The following is a 15,242-nucleotide window of genomic DNA, read 5'->3' on the forward strand; positions in this document are numbered from 1 at the left end:
GCCCCAGCGCTACGCAAAACGGTGCGCTGGGGCCACGACTCGGGTGACGCAGGGGATCAGGCCGCGCCCGGCTTGAACAGCGCGCTGGGCGCGGCCTGCTCGCCCACCACCTCGAACCGCTGGCGGGGGAGGGCGTCGGGGTTGTGCGCCTGCACCCAGCCGACGAGCCGCTCGCGCACGAAGCAGCGCAGGTCGAAGAGGGTGCCGGGGTCGTCGGCCGTGACGGTGGCGCGCACCTGCACGAGGCCTTGCACGGCGCTGGTGACGACGAGACCGCTGGAGCGGCCGTTGTAGAGCGACGTCTCGCCGAGGCAGCGCTCGAACTCCGCGCGGAGTCCCTGGAGGTCGATGCGCCAGTCGAGGTCGAGCTCGACGGTGCCCATCATCTCGGAGTCCTTGCGGGTCCAGTTCTGGAACGGCGTGTTGGTGAAGTAGGTGCAGGGCAGCACGAGGCGGCGGTCGTCCCAGAGCTTCACCACGACGTACGACAGCGTGATCTCCTCGATCGTGCCGTACTCGTCCTCGACGATGACGACGTCGTCGATGCGGATCGCGTCGCTGAACGCCAGCTGCATCCCGGCGAACAGGTTGCCCAGCGTCGACTGGGCGGCGAGGGCCGCGACGACGGAGACGAGACCGGCCGAGGCCAGCAGGCTCGCGCCGACGGCGCGCACACCGTCGAAGCTGAGCAGCACGGCGCCGAACGCCAGCACCACGATGGCCACCACCACAGACGCGGCGCGCGACCTGCACCTGGGTGCGGATGCGCTTGGCGTTGCGGGGGTCGAGCTCGAGGTCCGCGCGGCGCAGGGCCGCGTCGACCACGAAGAGGACGACGACGGCGAGCAGCCACGCGCCGTTGACGATGCCGAGGATCCGCAGTGCCAGGGCCAGGGCGTCCCACGCCTCCGCTCCGTCGCCGCGCGGCCGGTTGGCGGCCACGACGGCGTTGAGGCCGACGACGAGCACCAGCACGCGGAAGGGGAAGCGCGCGGCGCGGACGAGGGCCTCGGCCGGGGGCCATCGGCGCCCGAGGCGCTTGACGGCGGCGGGCACGGCGAACCCCAGCGCGACGGCCACGGCGACGACGATCCCCGTGGACACGAGCAGGTCGGTGATTCCTGAGGGCATCACCCCACGGTGACAAAGGTCCGGGGGGTCAGCCAAGTGAGACGCCTCGCACTCCCGGTGAGAAAGCGCTGAGAAGTCGGACCGTCAGGGTCCCGTCAGCGCGGGTGGGGGAGGCGTCAAGGAACCGTCAGGACGGTGGGGACGCGGCCGCAGCCGGGAGCACGATCCGGGGCGTGAACGACGTCCTCTACGTGGCGCTCACCGTCGTGGTGATCGCCCTCCTCACGCTGCTCGTCGGCGTGCTCGACCGGGACCGGTCGGCCGCCCCGCCCGCCCCGCCCTCCGACGGCGGTGCCGGCCGGTGAGCGAGCTCCTCCCCGCGCTCGGCCAGGTGCTCGCGCTCGTGGTGGTGCTGGCGCTGGCCGTGCCGCTCCTCGGCCGCCACCTGGCCCACACCTACACCGCCCCCGGCCACCTCGCCGTCGAGCGCGGCGCCTACCGCGTCCTGCGCATCGACCCCGACGCCGACCAGCACTGGCGCACCTACGCGCTGTCGGTGCTGGGCTTCTCCCTGGTGGGCGTGCTCGCCCTGTACGCCGTGCTGCGGCTCCAGCAGCACCTGCCGCTCTCGCTCGGCTTCGGGGCGCTCCCGGCCGACGGCGCCTGGAACACCGCCGTGAGCTTCGTGACGAACACGAACTGGCAGTGGTACGCGGGCGAGGCCACCCTCGGCCACCTCGCGCAGGCGTCCGGGCTGACGGTGCAGAACTTCGTCTCGGCGGCCACCGGCATGGCCGTGGCGGCCGCCTTCGCCCGTGCCCTGTCCCGCAGCGGCGCCGGCGGCCGGGTCGGCAACTTCTGGACCGACCTCGTGCGCGGCACCGTCCGGGTGCTCCTGCCGGGCGCGTTCGTCGCTGCGGTGCTCCTGGCGGTCCTCGGCGTCGTGCAGAACCTGTCCGGTGCCCGCACGGTCACGACCCTGACCGGTGGCGAGCAGGCGGTCCCCGGTGGTCCCGTCGCGAGCCAGGAGGCGATCAAGCAGCTCGGCACCAACGGCGGCGGCTTCTTCAACGCCAACTCGGCCCACCCGTTCGAGAACCCGACGCCGCTGACGAACCTGGTCGCGATCGTGCTGATGCTGCTCCTCCCGCTCGCGATGGCCTGGGCGTTCGGCCTCATCGTGGGCGACCGGCGCCAGGGGGCGGCCGTGCTGGCCGCGATGGGCCTGCTCCTCGTCGTGGGGATCGCGCTGCTCACCTGGGCGGAGATGGCGGGCCCGGGCACCGTGCCGCACGCCGCCGGGGGAGCCCTCGAGGGCAAGGAGACGCGCTTCGGGACCGCCGGGTCGGCCCTCTTCGCCGCGGCGACCACCGGCACCTCGACGGGGGCGGTCAACTCCCTGCACGACTCGTTCACGGCGCCCGGCGGAGGCGTCGCCATGGTCGGGATGCTCCTCGGCGAGATCTCGCCCGGCGGCGTCGGCTCGGGCCTCTACGGCATGCTCGTCCTCGCCGTCGTGACCGTCTTCATCGCCGGCCTCATGGTGGGACGCACGCCGGAGTACCTCGGCAAGAAGATCGGCCAGCGCGAGATCGTGCTCGTCGCGATCTACGTGCTCGCCTCGCCCTTCCTCGTGCTCGTCGGCCTCGCCGTGGCGCTGAGCGTCCCGGCCGGCGTGGCGGGTCTGCAGGAGGACGGCGCGCACGGCCTCAGCGAGGCGCTCTACGCCCTGGCCTCGGCCTCCAACAACAACGGCAGCGCCTTCGGCGGGCTGACCTCGGGCACCCCGTTCTGGAACACGCTGCTCGGCCTGGCCATGCTCCTCGGCCGGTTCCTGCCGCTCGTGCTGGTGCTCGCCCTCGCCGGTCGGTTCGCCGCCGCGCAGCGGGTGCCCGCCGGGCCCGGCACGCTGCCGACCCACCGTCCCCTCTTCGTCACCCTCCTCGTGGGCGTCGCGCTGGTCGTGGTCGGTCTGACCTTCGTGCCCGTGCTCGTCCTCGGCCCGATCGTGGAGTCCCTCTCGTGAACGCACTGCTGGATCCCGCGCAGCTCGCCACCGCCCTGCCCGGTGCCCTGCGCAAGCTCGACCCGCGGGCCCTGCTCGCCACCCCCGTCATGCTCGTCGTCGAGATCGGCGCCGTGCTCACGACCGTGCTCGCGGCGCTCGACCCGAGCGTGCTCGGTTGGTCGGTCACCGTCTGGCTCTGGCTCACCGTCCTCTTCGGCAACCTGGCCGAGTCGGTCGCCGAGGGCCGGGGCAAGGCGCAGGCGGCGAGCCTGCGCGCGCTCCAGTCGGAGACGACGGCGCGGCGCCGTACGGCGGGTGGTCACCTCGAGGAGGTGCCCAGCACGTCCCTGCGGGTCGGCGACCTCGTCGTCGTCGAGGCGGGGGAGCGGATCCCCGGCGACGGCGACGTCGTCGAGGGTGTCGCGTCCGTCGACGAGTCGGCGGTGACCGGCGAGTCCGCACCGGTGATCCGGGAGTCGGGCGGCGACCGGTGCGCGGTGACCGGCGGCACGACGGTGCTCTCGGACCGGATCGTCGTGCGGATCACGTCGAACCCGGGCCAGTCGTTCGTCGACCGGATGATCGGGCTGGTCGAGGGGTCGGAGCGGCAGCGCACCCCCAACGAGATCGCGCTCAACGTGCTGCTCGGCGCGCTCACCGCGGTGTTCGTGGTGGTCTGCGTGACGCTGTGGTTCGTCGCCGACGTCGCCGGGGCCCGCGTGCCCGTGCTCGTGCTGGCGGCCCTGCTCGTCTGCCTCATCCCCACGACCATCGGCGCGCTCCTCTCCGCCATCGGCATCGCCGGCATGGACCGGCTCGTGCGCCGCAACGTGCTCGCCATGTCGGGCCGTGCGGTCGAGGCGGCGGGCGACGTCGACGTGCTGCTGCTCGACAAGACGGGCACGATCACCTACGGCAACCGCCGCGCCCACGAGCTGCTGGAGGTGCCGGGCGTGCCCCGCGCCGACCTCGTCGAGGCCGCGCTCCTCGCCTCGCTGGCCGACGAGACGCCCGAGGGGCGCAGCATCGTCGAGCTGCTCACCCCCGAGCGGTCCGGCGCCGCGCTCCCGGTGGGCGCCACCCTGGTGCCGTTCAGCGCCACCACCCGGTCCAGCGGCTTCGACGCGGGCCCGCGCCAGGTGCGCAAGGGCGCCGCCTCGGCCGTCGGTGCCTGGGTGCGGGAGACCGGCGGCACCGAGCCGCCCGCGCTGCTCGCGGCCGTCGACCAGGTGAGCGCCTCCGGCGGCACGCCGCTCGTGGTCGCCGAGCGGGTCGGCGACGCCCCGGCCCGGCTGCTCGGGGTCGTGCACCTCAAGGACGTCGTCAAGGAGGGCATGCGGGAGCGCTTCGACGAGCTGCGCGCGATGGGCATCCGCACCGTGATGGTGACGGGCGACAACGCCGTCACCGCCGCGGCGATCGCACAGGAGGCCGGCGTGGACGACGTCCTCGCCGAGGCCACGCCCGAGGACAAGATGCGCCTCATCCGCCGGGAGCAGGCGGGCGGCCGGATGGTCGCGATGTGCGGGGACGGCACCAACGACGCGCCCGCCCTCGCCCAGGCCGACGTGGGTGTCGCCATGAACACGGGCACGACCGCGGCCAAGGAGGCCGGCAACATGGTCGACCTCGACTCCGACCCGACGAAGCTGATCGAGGTGGTCGAGATCGGCAAGCAGCTGCTCATCACCCGCGGTGCGCTGACCACGTTCTCCGTGGCCAACGACGTGGCGAAGTACTTCGCCATCCTGCCCGCCCTCTTCGTCGTCGCGTTCCCGCAGCTCGACGTGCTCAACGTGATGCGCCTGTCCTCGCCGGGGTCGGCGATCCTCTCGGCCGTCGTGTTCAACGCGCTCGTCATCGTGGCGCTCATCCCGCTCGCGCTCCGCGGTGTCGCCTACCGGCCGGGCCCGGCCGACGCGCTGCTGCGCCGCAACCTGCTCGTCTACGGGGTCGGCGGGCTCGTCGCGCCGTTCGTCGGCATCAAGCTCCTCGACCTCGTCGTCTCCCTCCTGCCCGGTCTCTGACCGGCGGCCCACCCGAAGGACATCGAAGTGAGACACCTCCTCGCCCTGCTCCGCCAGAGCCTGGCCGGGCTGCGCGTGCTCGTCGCGGCGACGCTGCTGCTCGGCGTCGCCTACCCCCTCGTCGTCACCGGCATCGCGCAGGTCGCCGTGCCGTGGCGGGCCGACGGCTCCCTCGTCACCGCGGCGGGCGAGCACACCACCGACGCGGGCGACGCCGTGGGGTCCGCGCTCCTCGGCCAGGCGACCGACGACGACACCCTGTTCCAGCCGCGGCCCCCCGCCGCCGGGGACGGCTGGGACGGCCTCGCCAGCGGCGGCTCCAACCTGGGCCCGGAGAGCCCGGAGCTCCTGGCGCTCGTGGACGAGCGCCGCGCCGAGGTCGCCGCCCGGGAGGGCGTGGACCCCGCCGCCGTTCCGCCCGACGCCGTCACCGCCTCCGGCTCGGGTCTCGACCCGGCGATCTCCCCGGCGTACGCCGCGCTGCAGGTCCCGCGCGTCGCGGCGGCCAGCGGCCTGGACGAGGCGGAGGTGCGTGACCTCGTGGCCGACCACACGTCGGGTCGGACGCTCGGCGTCCTCGGGGAGCCGCGGGTCGACGTGCTGGAGCTCAACATCGCCGTCCTCGCGGCCCGTGACGCCGGTGCGGGCGACTAGGTTGGCGTCCATGACGGCCGAGCCCCCCGCGCGCGGACGCCTGACCGTCTACCTCGGCGCCGCCCCGGGGGTCGGCAAGACCTTCGCGATGCTCGGCGAGGCGCACCGCCGGCGGGCGCGGGGCACCGACGTGGTGGTCGGGTACGTCGAGACGCACGGCCGTCCGCGCACCGTCGCCCAGCTGGAGGGTCTCGAGGTGCTGCCGCGGCGCACCGTCTCCTACCGTGGCGCGACGCTGACGGAGATGGACACCGACGCGGTCATCGCCCGCCGCCCCGCCGTGGTGCTCGTCGACGAGCTGGCGCACACCAACGCGCCCGGCTCGCGCCACGAGAAGCGGGCGGCCGACGTCGAGGAGATCCGGGCCGCCGGGATCGACGTCGTCACGACGGTCAACATCCAGCACCTGGAGTCGCTCAACGACGAGGTGGAGCGCATCACCGGGGTGCGCCAGCGCGAGACCGTGCCCGACGAGGTCGTCCGCTCCGCCGAGCAGATCCAGCTCGTCGACATGGCGCCCGACGCCCTGCGGCGTCGGATGGCGCACGGCAACATCTACCGGCCGGAGAACGTCGACGCGTCCCTGACGTCGTACTTCCGCGTCGGCAACCTCACCGCCCTCCGCGAGCTGGCGCTGCTGTGGCTGGCGGACCGGGTCGACGCGGCGCTCGGCGACTACCGCCGCGAGCACCGCATCTCGGCGTCCTGGCCCGCGAAGGAGCGGATCGTCGTCGCGGTGACGGGCGGTCCCGAGAGCGAGACCCTGCTGCGGCGGGGCGCCCGGCTGGCGCAACGGGCCGCGGGCGCCGAGCTGCTCGCGCTCCACGTCATCGCGACGGACGGCCTGCGGGGCGCCCCGGCGGGCAGCGTCGAGCGCTCCGAGCAGCTGGTGGCCTCCCTGGGGGGCACCTTCCACACGGTCGCCGCCGACGACGTGCCGAGCGCCGTCGTCGACTTCGCCGCCGGCGTCAACGCGACCATGGTGGTCGTCGGGGTGTCGCGGCACGGCCGCCTGCGACGCCTCGTCGCCGGCACGACGGGCGACCGGATCGCGTCGCTGGCGGGGGCGATCGACGTCCACCTCGTCACCCACGACAACGTGGCGCGCCTGGCCCGCGCGCGCTCGGCGCCGAGCCCCCTGAGCACGGCCCGGCAGGTGCTCGGGTGGGCGCTGGCCCTCCTGCTGCCGCTGGGCCTCGGGGCCGTGCTGCACGAGGTCACCGTCACCGACGACCTGCCGCTCGCGAGCCTGCTCCTGCTGGCGGCGACGGTGCTCGTCGCCCTGGTCGGCGGTCTCCTGCCGTCGCTCCTCGCCGCGCTCCTCGGCTTCGTGGCGCTCAACCTGTGGTTCACCCAGCCGGTGGGGAACCTGACGGTCGCGGAGCCGCGCAACGTGCTGACCCTGGCCGTCTTCCTCGCCGTCGCCGCGGCGGTCGCCTCCGTCGTCGACCGGGCCTCGCGGCGGGCCGCGGAGTCGCTGCGGGCGCGCACCGAGGCGGCCACGACGGCCGCCCTGTCCCGCTCCGTCCTCACCGGCCAGGACACCGCGGAGGCGGTCGTGCTCCGGGTGCGCGAGGTCTTCGGGCAGGACGGGGTCGCGCTGCTGACCCGCGACGGCGCCGGGTGGCGGACGGTCGCGGCCACGGGTGACGCCGCCGTCGAGCCGAGCGGGGGTGCGACCCGGGCCCAGGTCGACGACGACAACGTGCTGGTGCTGTGCGGTGAGCCGCTGCGGGTGCAGGACCGCCGGGTGCTCGAGGCGTTCGCCGTCCAGGCCGGTCTCGTGCTCGAGTACCGGCGCCTGCGCGCCCGCGAGGAGCGCGCCGCCGCGCTCGAGAGCGCCGAGTCGACGACGACGGCCATCCTCCGTGCGGTGTCGCACGACCTCCGCACCCCGCTGGCGACGATGCGGGCCAGCGTGGACGGTCTGGTCGCCGAGGCGACCGGGGCAGCGGGCGCGCTGACCGCCGAGGACCGGGCTGCCCTCGTGGAGTCCGTCGACGACGCGACGGAGCAGCTCGAGCGCCTCATCGACAACCTGCTCGACCTGTCCCGCCTGCAGACCGGGGTGCTCCACCCGCGGTTGCGCGACCTTAGCCTGCTCGAGGTGCTGCCGCTCGCGGTGGCGGGCCACGCGCCCGGCGCCGTGTCGCTCGAGGTGGAGGAGTCGACACCGCTCGTGCGCACCGACCCGGGCCTGGTCGAGCGCGTCGTGGCCAACCTCGTCGCCAACGCGGTACGGGTCTCGCGGGGGACACCGGTCCGGGTGCTCGCCCACGCCGGTCCCGAGCGGGTCGACGTGCTCGTCGTGGACCGGGGCCCCGGCGTACCGCCCCCGCAGCGGCTCCGCATGTTCGAGCCGTTCCAGCGGCTGTCCGACACCGGTGGGGGCGGCCTCGGCCTCGGCCTGGCCGTCGCGCGGGGGCTGACCGAGGCGGTGGGGGGCACCCTGGAGGCGGAGGACACGCCCGGCGGCGGGCTGACGCTCGTGCTGTCGCTGCCGCGCGCGAGCGAGGGGAGCGAGGGGAGCGAGGCATGAGCGACGGGACGAGTCCGCGGGTGCTCGTGGTCGACGACGAGCCGGCCCTGGCCCGCGCCCTCGCGATCAACCTCCGTGCGCACGGCTGGGAGGTCGTGACGGCCGCCGACGGCCGCGGGGCGCTCGAGGCCGCCGCCTCCACCCACCCGGACGTGGTGCTGCTCGACCTCGGCCTGCCGGACCTCGACGGCACCGAGGTCATCGCCGGCCTCCGCGGATGGACCTCCGTGCCCATCGTGGTGCTCTCGGCGCGCCAGCACGGCGAGGACAAGGTGGAGGCCCTCGACCTGGGGGCCGACGACTACGTGACGAAGCCGTTCGCGATGAACGAGCTGCTGGCGCGCCTGCGTGCGGCCGTCCGGCGCGGGGCCGGCCCCGCCGCGGCCCCCGACCCGGTCGTCGAGGTGGGCGACCTCGCCATCGACCTCGCCCGCAAGAAGGTGGCGCGCGGCGGCGTGGACGTGCGGCTGACGCCCACGGAGTGGGGGTTCCTCGAGGTGCTCGCCCGCAACGTCGGCCGGCTCGTCACCCGCGAGCAGGTGCTGCGGGAGGTGTGGGGGCCGGGGTACGAGCACGAGACCCACTACCTGCGTGTCTACGCGGCCCAGCTGCGCGGGAAGCTGGAGGCCGACCCGGCCCACCCGCGCCACCTGGTGACGTCGGCGGGGCTGGGGTACACGCTCGAGCCCTGACCCGCGCCGTGCCCGTCAGGGGACGAGACGCTCCTCGCCGGCGTAGACGGTGAGGCGGTCCCCGCGGGAGAAGCCCACGAGCGTGAGCCCGCTGCGGCGCGCGAGGTCGACGGCGAGAGACGACGGGGCACTGACGGCGGCGAGCACCGGGATCCCGGCCATGACGGCCTTCTGCGCGAGCTCGAACGAGGCACGGCCGCTCACCTGGAGCACGGTGCCCCGCAGCGGCAGGAGACCGGTGCGCAGGCTCCAGCCCACCACCTTGTCGACGGCGTTGTGGCGGCCGACGTCCTCGCGGACCACCAGGGAGGTGCCGTCGGCGCGGAAGAGACCGGCGGCGTGCACGCCGCCGGTGCGGTCGAAGTCGCGCTGCTCGGCGCGCAGCTTCTCCGGCAGGCTCGCCAGCAGGTCCGTGGAGATCCGCGTGTCGTCGGCGGTCAGGTCGTGGGACGACGTGGTCTCGACGGCGTCGATCGAGGCGACCCCGCAGATGCCGCAGGCGCTGGTGCCGTCGACGTGCCGCTCGCGGTGCCGCGTCGCCTCCAGGGCGGCGGGGGAGACCGCGGCGTCGACGACGTTGTAGGTCTGGAGGCCGTCGGGGCCGATCCCCGCGCAGTAGCGCAGCGCCGTCAGGTCGGTGCCCGAGCGCACGACGCCGTCGCCGACCAGGAATCCGGCGACCAGGTCGAAGTCGTCACCGGGGGTGCGCATGGTGACGGCGTAGGAGCTGCCCCCGACCCGCATCTCCAACGGCTCCTCGACGGCGAGGTGCTCCTCGCGGGTCCGGGCCGGGGCGGCCTCGCCGGGGGTGACCCGCCGTGCGCGCACCCGCTTGACCCGCTTCCCCGCCATGGACGCGAGCGTACGCCGCGCACCCGGCGAGAGCCGCCGCGGTGATTGCGGGAGGAGGTCTCGGGTGCCCCTGTAGAGCTTGGACAGAACCGGCGCATGGGCCGCACGAACGGTGGATGGTTGCCGGGTCGACGGTGCCGGAGGCGGGCTGACAGCGGGCTGTGGCGCTGTTCCCGGGGGCCGCGGCAGTGCGGGGGAGGCGGCGCGGGTGCCGGTTCTGTCCAAGCACGACAAGAGCACCCCGGACGTCCGGAGGTCGGCGGAGCCTCGACCGGGAGGTCCTGGCCGGGATGGAGCCGATCGAGGAGATGCTGCGGGCCAGTGGGCAGTACGGTCCCCGCCGGCCGGTGGCCGACGACGCCCCGTCGTCGGACCGGCTGATGGCGTTCCTCGGCCGCGATCCCGGCTGGCGCCCGTAGGCCTGCTCGCCGCCCCGACCGTCAGCGTCCGAACCGCATGGCAAACCCGTCCACGACGACGCTGCCCCGCGGTCGGGCTCCGGCCAGCCAGCCGAGCGGGCCGCCGGCGGGGGACGACCAGGTGGCGCGCGCCGGGCGCACCGACCGGGCCGTCGCCGCCACCGGTGTCCACACCGTGCGGGCGTCGGGCAGGGCCACCGTGCCTCGGGCGGCCAGCGGCAGCGACTGGGCGATCGCGGCGGGGAGGCGCAGGGGGAGCGGTACGCCGGGCGCCCGGCCCGCGCGGAACCGTGCTTCCGCGAGGGTGACGCCGTCGAGGTCGGCGCGGAGCTCGGTCGACGAGCCGTCGTCGATCCGGAACACCGCCAGCTCCTTCGGCACCCCCCACAGCTCACGCCCGCCGTCGCGCGAGGCAGGCGAGTCGACCCAGATGTCGGTGATCGCGAGACCCACCCGTCGCCCCTGCCGCACGACGACGCCGGCGAGGAGCTCGGCGTACGCCAGCTGCCCGGGCGGTCGGTAGTCCACGAACATCGTCAGCGCGAGCCGACCCACGGGGCGCACGCCGTCCGGCAGCCCGGGCAGCGGTCCCCGCAGCGACCACGCCGTGATCCAGCCGCGGCCGGTCAGGTCCCAGGGCTGCGGCGGGTAACCGGCGCTCACACCGTCTCCGCGGCGTGCGACGGCTCCGCCCGCCGCGTCGGGCCCAGCCGCAGCGCGGCGGGTGCGCCGGCGGGCACCACCGGACGACGCGGGGCGACGGGGTCGACGCGGCGGTACGGCGCGCCCAGCGCCGGGCGCGGGTCGGCCTCCCCGCGGTTCGGCCACAGCGAGACCGCCCGCTCGGCCAGGGCCGTGATGGACAGCGACGGGTTCACGCCGAGGTTGGCGCAGACCGCGGCACCGTCGATGACGTGGAGGCCGGGGTGGCCGTGCACGCGGTGGTAGGGGTCGATCACGCCCTCCTCCGCGTCGGCGCCCATCCGGCAGCCGCCGATGAAGTGGCCGGTGGTCGGCACGTCGACGAGGTCGTTCCACGCGCCCGCCGGCTCGCCGTCGACCTGCTCGGCAATCTGCCGGGCCAGCGCGTGGCCCTGCGGGATCCAGATCGGGTTCGGCTCGCCCGTGCCGGGCCGCGCGGTGAGGCGCCTGCCGGGACCGCGGCCCAGGCGTCGCCGCCGGAGGCCGGTGGTCAGCGAGTTGTCGAGCGACTGCATGACGAGCAGCACGATGGTGCGCTCCGACCAGTGGCGCGGGTCGTGGAAGGCGAGGAGCGAGCGGCGGTTGCGCCACATCTGGCGCAGCCCGACCCGCCAGCGCAGCACGCCCTCCTCGGGGTCGGCGAGGGTGGCCATGAGCAGCGCCATCGCGTTCGACCCGGGTCCGTAGCGCACCGGCTCGACGTGCGTCGACTCGTCGAGGTGGATGGAGGACGTGATGGCCACGCCCTCGCTGAAGTCCGTCGTGCCCGCACGCCCGGACCGCTTCGCGCGCACCCCCAGGATGGCCTCCGAGTTGGTGCGCGACAGCTCCCCGAGCCGGGGCGAGACGTGGGGCAGCGAGCCCGACGCGCGGAGCCGGTGGAGCAGCTTCTGGGTGCCGAGCGCGGCCGCCGAGAACACGACCTGGTCGGCCGTGAAGACGCGACCCGTGCGGACGCCGCCCGAGGGCCGGGTGGCGACGACGTACCCGCCCGTCGGCAGCGGCCGCACGTCGGTCACCGTCGTCAGCGCGTGCACCTCCGCCCCGGCCTGCTCGGCCAGGTGGAGGTAGTTCTTGACCAGGGTGTTCTTGGCGCCCACCCGGCAGCCGGTCATGCAGGAGCCGCAGTCGGTGCAGGTCGTGCGCGCCGGGCCCGCCCCGCCGAAGAACGGGTCGGGCAGGTCCTCGCCCGGTCCCACGCCGTGGTCCTCCCCGCGCAGGACGCCGACGGGCGTCGGCACGAACGAGTCCTCCACCCCGAGCGCGGCGGCCGCCTCACGCATCACCTCGTCCGAGGGCGTGCGCCGTGGGTAGGTCGTCACGCCGAGCATCCGCCGTGCCTGGTCGTAGGACGCCCGCAGCTCGTCGCGCCAGTCGGTGATGCCGGCCCAGGACGGGTCCTCGTAGAACGCGGCGGGCGGTTCGTAGAGGGTGTTGGCGTAGACGAGCGAGCCGCCGCCGACGCCCGCACCGGAGAGCACGAGCACGTCGCCCAGGAGGTCCATCCGCTGGATGCCGGACAGGCCGAGCCGTGGGGCGAACACGTAGTCCCGCACCCGCCACGACGTGGCGGCCAGCTCGTCGTCGGCGAACCGGCGCCCGGCCTCGAGCACACCCACGCGGTAGCCCTTCTCCGTCAGGCGCAGCGCGGTCACGCTGCCCCCGAAGCCCGACCCGATCACGAGCACGTCGTAGTGACCGTCGCTCATGCCTTCACCTCCTCGAAGTCGGCCGGCACGAGCGTCGCGAGCCGTCGCTGGTACTCGGCGACCGTGCCCGGCCAGTTGGTCGTGATGCGGCCGTCCCCGTCGGCGCGGTACCAGCTGGCGCAGCCCGCCCAGACGCTGCTCGCGAGCCGCTGCTGCATCTCCGCGTCGTACGTCGCCGCGGCCTCCGGCCGCACGTCGAGGCCGAGGGCGCCGCGGTCGCGTGCCTCGGCGATGCCCGCGGCGAGCTGGGCGACGTAGTCGGCCTGGGGCTCGAGCATGCCGAGGATGCTGGAGCCGCCGAGGTTGGTGTTGGGGCCGTACATGATCGCCAGCCCCGGGAACCCCGGCACAGTCACGCCGAGGTGCGCCGTGGCGCCGTCGACCCAGTGGTCCGCGAGCCGGCGACCGTCGCGCCCCGTCACCTCGAGGCCGCGGAGGAAGTCGGTCGCGGCGAAGCCCGTGCCCCAGATGACGACCTCGGCCGGGTGGTGGGTGCCGGCGTCGTCGACGACCCCGTCGGGCACGACGTGCGCCACGCCCGCGGTCACGACGTCGACGTGGGGGCGGTCGAGCGCGGCGTACCAGTCGTTGGAGAACAGCAGCCGCTTGCAGCCCAGCGGGTCGGTCGGCTCGAGCCGCGACCGCAGCCCGGGGTCCCGCACGGAGCGGCGCAGCTGCCAGCCCCACAGCCGGCGCAGCGCCCCCGGCAGGCGCGAGCCGGGGATCTCGCCCGTGAGCGCCCCGTTGAGCCACTCGCTGAGGTGCCACACCGTGCGGCGCTCGACCCTCCGCGCCAGCGCGGAGCGCACCAGCAGCGCGCGCACCGGGGCGGGGTAGGCGCCGTCGGGCTTCGGCACGACGTACGGCGCGGACCGCTGCAGCACGGTGACGCTCGCGGCCACGTCGGCGACGCGCGGGACGAACTGGATGGCGCTGGCCCCGGTCCCCACGACGACCACGCGCTTGCCGGTGAGGTCGACGTCGTGCCGCCAGGTCGCCGAGTGGAAGGCCGGGCCCGCGAAGTCGGCGAGGCCGGGGAGGTCGGGCACGACGGGCTCGCTCAGCTGCCCGACGGCCGGCACCACGAGGTCGGCCTCGAGGTGCTCGCCCGAGTCGAGCGCGACGGTCCAGCGCCCGGTCCCGTCGTCGTACGCCGCGGCCACCGCCGTCGTGCGGGTCCGGAGCAGCTCGCGGATCCCGCGCCGGTCCGCCACGTCCCGCAGGTAGGCCAGGATGTCCGGCTGCGCGGAGTAGAACCGGCGCCACCCGGGGTTGGAGTCGAACGAGAAGGAGTAGAGCGCGGAGGGCACGTCGCACGCAGCGCCCGGGTAGGTGTTGTCGCGCCACACCCCGCCGACGTCGTCCGCGCGCTCGAGCACCACCACGTCGAGGCCGGCGTCGCGCAGGCGGAGCGCGGCGGCCAGGCCCGCGAAGCCGGCGCCGATCACCACGGCGCGCAGCGGGGTCACCGCCCCGGTGCTGCCGGGACGGGCGGGGGAGGGATCGTCCATGGACCGACCGTAGGGACGCGCCGCTGTGACCTGCGAGACATTCGCGGCCAGGTGATCCAGAATTCCGGCCATGTTCTCGCCGACGGTCGCCCACGACTGGCACTTCCCGCGCTCGGCGACGGGCATCGGCGTGCTGCTGGCCTGGGCGCGGACGAACGGCATCGACCCCGCCCCGCTCCTGGTGGGCACCGGTCTCGCGCCGGACGACCTCGACGGCGCGGAGGGCGAGGTGACGGCCGACCAGGAGCTGGCCGTCGTCCGCGCGCTCCTCCGCCGCCGCCCCGACGACCCGCCGGCGCGGCTGGGCGCGGCGATCGGGTCGTCCTACCACCTGGGCTCGTTCGGCGTGTTCGGGTTCGCGATGCTGGCGAGCCCCACGCTCCTCCACGCCGTCGAGCTGGCGACCCGCTACATCGACCTCAGCTTCACCTTCGCGATCCCGCGGGCCGAGCTCGAGGGCGACGCCGCGACGGGGACGGTGCGGGTGCACGTCGACGGGGCCACCCTCCCGCCCGACGTGCGGCCGCTGCTCGTGGCCCGGGACGCCCGCGCCATCGGCACTGCGCTGCGCGAGCTCCTGCCCGACCTGCCGCTCGAGCTGCGGCTGGAGCCCGCCGACGCGCCCCGCCGCGCGGTCGTCTCCTTCCTGGCGGCCCACCTCGCCCGGCCGCTGCCGCAGGGCAACCCGCAGACGGCCGCCGCCTGCGAGCAGCTGTGCGCAGAGCTGGTCGAGCGGCGCCGCTCGCGGCGCGGCCTCGCGCAGCAGGTGCGGGTCCTGGCCGCCCAGGAGGTAGCCGGCGGGGCGTCCGCCGGCGTCGTGGCCCGTCGCCTGGGCCTGAGTGAGCGCACGCTGCGCCGGCGGCTGGCGGCGGAGGGCACGTCGTACTCCGAGCTCCTCGACGAGGTGCGCAGCGGCCTGGCCGTCGGCCTGCTCGCGACGGACCTCAGCCTCGACGAGGTCGCGCTGCGGCTGGGGTACGCCGAGGCCTCGAGCTTCATCCACGCCCACCGGCGCTGGACCGGACGGACGCCCCGTCAGGTGGCCCAGGCAGACTGAA

Annotated in this window: 13 protein-coding genes; 8 read left to right on the forward strand and 5 right to left on the reverse strand. The window is 75.1% G+C overall.

From position 1 onward, the window contains the following. Window positions 1-56 precede the first annotated feature (56 nt). Window positions 57-725: a mechanosensitive ion channel family protein gene (locus QE405_RS03475; protein ID WP_307198822.1), complete on the reverse strand. Its 669-nt coding sequence runs from the start codon at window positions 723-725 to the stop codon at window positions 57-59. On the opposite strand from QE405_RS03475, the gene QE405_RS03480 reads away from it, so the two are divergent. The 7 genes from QE405_RS03480 to QE405_RS03510 all read left to right on the forward strand — a co-directional run bounded on the left by QE405_RS03480 (window position 718) and on the right by QE405_RS03510 (window position 8,991). Continuing rightward, a complete protein-coding gene (locus QE405_RS03480; RefSeq protein WP_307198823.1) occupies window positions 718-1,125 on the forward strand; it encodes a hypothetical protein in 408 nt (135 codons plus the stop codon). The two genes, QE405_RS03475 and QE405_RS03480, sit on opposite strands and share 8 nt — an antisense overlap. A gap of 179 nt (window positions 1,126-1,304) precedes the next feature. Beyond that, on the forward strand, window positions 1,305-1,436 hold the full coding sequence (locus tag QE405_RS03485) for a hypothetical protein (RefSeq protein ID WP_307198824.1): 132 nt from the start codon (window positions 1,305-1,307) through the stop codon (window positions 1,434-1,436). Continuing rightward, complete coding sequence (gene kdpA, locus QE405_RS03490; protein WP_307198825.1) at window positions 1,433-3,097, forward strand: potassium-transporting ATPase subunit KdpA; 1,665 nt, start codon at window positions 1,433-1,435, stop codon at window positions 3,095-3,097. Before QE405_RS03485 ends, kdpA begins: the two co-directional genes overlap by 4 nt. After that, window positions 3,094-5,106 carry a potassium-transporting ATPase subunit KdpB gene (gene kdpB, locus QE405_RS03495; protein WP_307198826.1) on the forward strand — a complete coding sequence of 671 codons (2,013 nt, stop codon included), beginning with the start codon at window positions 3,094-3,096 and terminating at the stop codon, window positions 5,104-5,106. Before kdpA ends, kdpB begins: the two co-directional genes overlap by 4 nt. A gap of 27 nt (window positions 5,107-5,133) precedes the next feature. Beyond that, a complete protein-coding gene (gene kdpC / locus QE405_RS03500) occupies window positions 5,134-5,760 on the forward strand; it encodes a potassium-transporting ATPase subunit KdpC (protein ID WP_307198827.1) in 627 nt (208 codons plus the stop codon). A gap of 10 nt (window positions 5,761-5,770) precedes the next feature. Further along, the gene (locus QE405_RS03505; protein WP_307198828.1) at window positions 5,771-8,299 is read left to right on the forward strand and encodes a sensor histidine kinase; all 2,529 of its coding nucleotides are present in this window, start codon (window positions 5,771-5,773) and stop codon (window positions 8,297-8,299) included. Beyond that, on the forward strand, window positions 8,296-8,991 hold the full coding sequence (locus QE405_RS03510; RefSeq protein WP_307198829.1) for a response regulator: 696 nt from the start codon (window positions 8,296-8,298) through the stop codon (window positions 8,989-8,991). Before QE405_RS03505 ends, QE405_RS03510 begins: the two co-directional genes overlap by 4 nt. Before the next feature lie 15 nt (window positions 8,992-9,006). Here QE405_RS03510 and fdhD read toward each other — a convergent pair whose 3' ends face one another. The 4 genes from fdhD to QE405_RS03530 form a co-directional block, all read right to left on the reverse strand. Further along, window positions 9,007-9,843, reverse strand: coding sequence for a formate dehydrogenase accessory sulfurtransferase FdhD (gene fdhD / locus QE405_RS03515; protein ID WP_307198830.1), 837 nt, complete (start codon window positions 9,841-9,843; stop codon window positions 9,007-9,009). A 440-nt stretch (window positions 9,844-10,283) separates the two neighbouring features. Further along, window positions 10,284-10,925 (reverse strand): acetoacetate decarboxylase family protein, encoded by a 642-nt coding sequence (locus QE405_RS03520; RefSeq protein ID WP_307198831.1) that lies wholly within the window; start codon window positions 10,923-10,925, stop codon window positions 10,284-10,286. Further along, entirely contained in the window at window positions 10,922-12,673 is a 1,752-nt protein-coding gene (locus QE405_RS03525) for an FAD-dependent oxidoreductase (protein ID WP_307198832.1), read from the reverse strand. Before QE405_RS03525 ends, QE405_RS03520 begins: the two co-directional genes overlap by 4 nt. Then, window positions 12,670-14,184 (reverse strand): flavin-containing monooxygenase, encoded by a 1,515-nt coding sequence (locus QE405_RS03530; RefSeq protein WP_307198833.1) that lies wholly within the window; start codon window positions 14,182-14,184, stop codon window positions 12,670-12,672. The genes QE405_RS03525 and QE405_RS03530 overlap by 4 nt, the downstream gene beginning before the upstream one ends. A gap of 70 nt (window positions 14,185-14,254) precedes the next feature. Here QE405_RS03530 and QE405_RS03535 point away from each other — a divergent pair, with 70 nt between their 5' ends. Next, window positions 14,255-15,241, forward strand: a complete 987-nt coding sequence (locus QE405_RS03535) for an AraC family transcriptional regulator (protein WP_307198834.1) — start codon at window positions 14,255-14,257, stop codon at window positions 15,239-15,241. Window position 15,242 lies beyond the last annotated feature (1 nt).

The sequence above is a fragment of the Nocardioides zeae genome (assembly GCF_030818655.1).
Classification (GTDB): Bacteria; Actinomycetota; Actinomycetes; order Propionibacteriales; family Nocardioidaceae; genus Nocardioides; species Nocardioides zeae_A.

Excerpts from the sequence above, each read along its gene's own strand:
- QE405_RS03480 (WP_307198823.1), top strand. The coding sequence starts at position 718 with ATGGCCACCACCACAGACGCGGCGCGCGACCTGCACCTGGGTGCGGAT.
- QE405_RS03505 (WP_307198828.1), top strand. The coding sequence starts at position 5,771 with ATGACGGCCGAGCCCCCCGCGCGCGGACGCCTGACCGTCTACCTCGGC.
- QE405_RS03510 (WP_307198829.1), top strand. The coding sequence starts at position 8,296 with ATGAGCGACGGGACGAGTCCGCGGGTGCTCGTGGTCGACGACGAGCCG.
- fdhD (WP_307198830.1), bottom strand. The coding sequence starts at position 9,843 with ATGGCGGGGAAGCGGGTCAAGCGGGTGCGCGCACGGCGGGTCACCCCC.
- QE405_RS03525 (WP_307198832.1), bottom strand. The coding sequence starts at position 12,673 with ATGAGCGACGGTCACTACGACGTGCTCGTGATCGGGTCGGGCTTCGGG.
- QE405_RS03530 (WP_307198833.1), bottom strand. The coding sequence starts at position 14,184 with ATGGACGATCCCTCCCCCGCCCGTCCCGGCAGCACCGGGGCGGTGACC.
- QE405_RS03535 (WP_307198834.1), top strand. The coding sequence starts at position 14,255 with ATGTTCTCGCCGACGGTCGCCCACGACTGGCACTTCCCGCGCTCGGCG.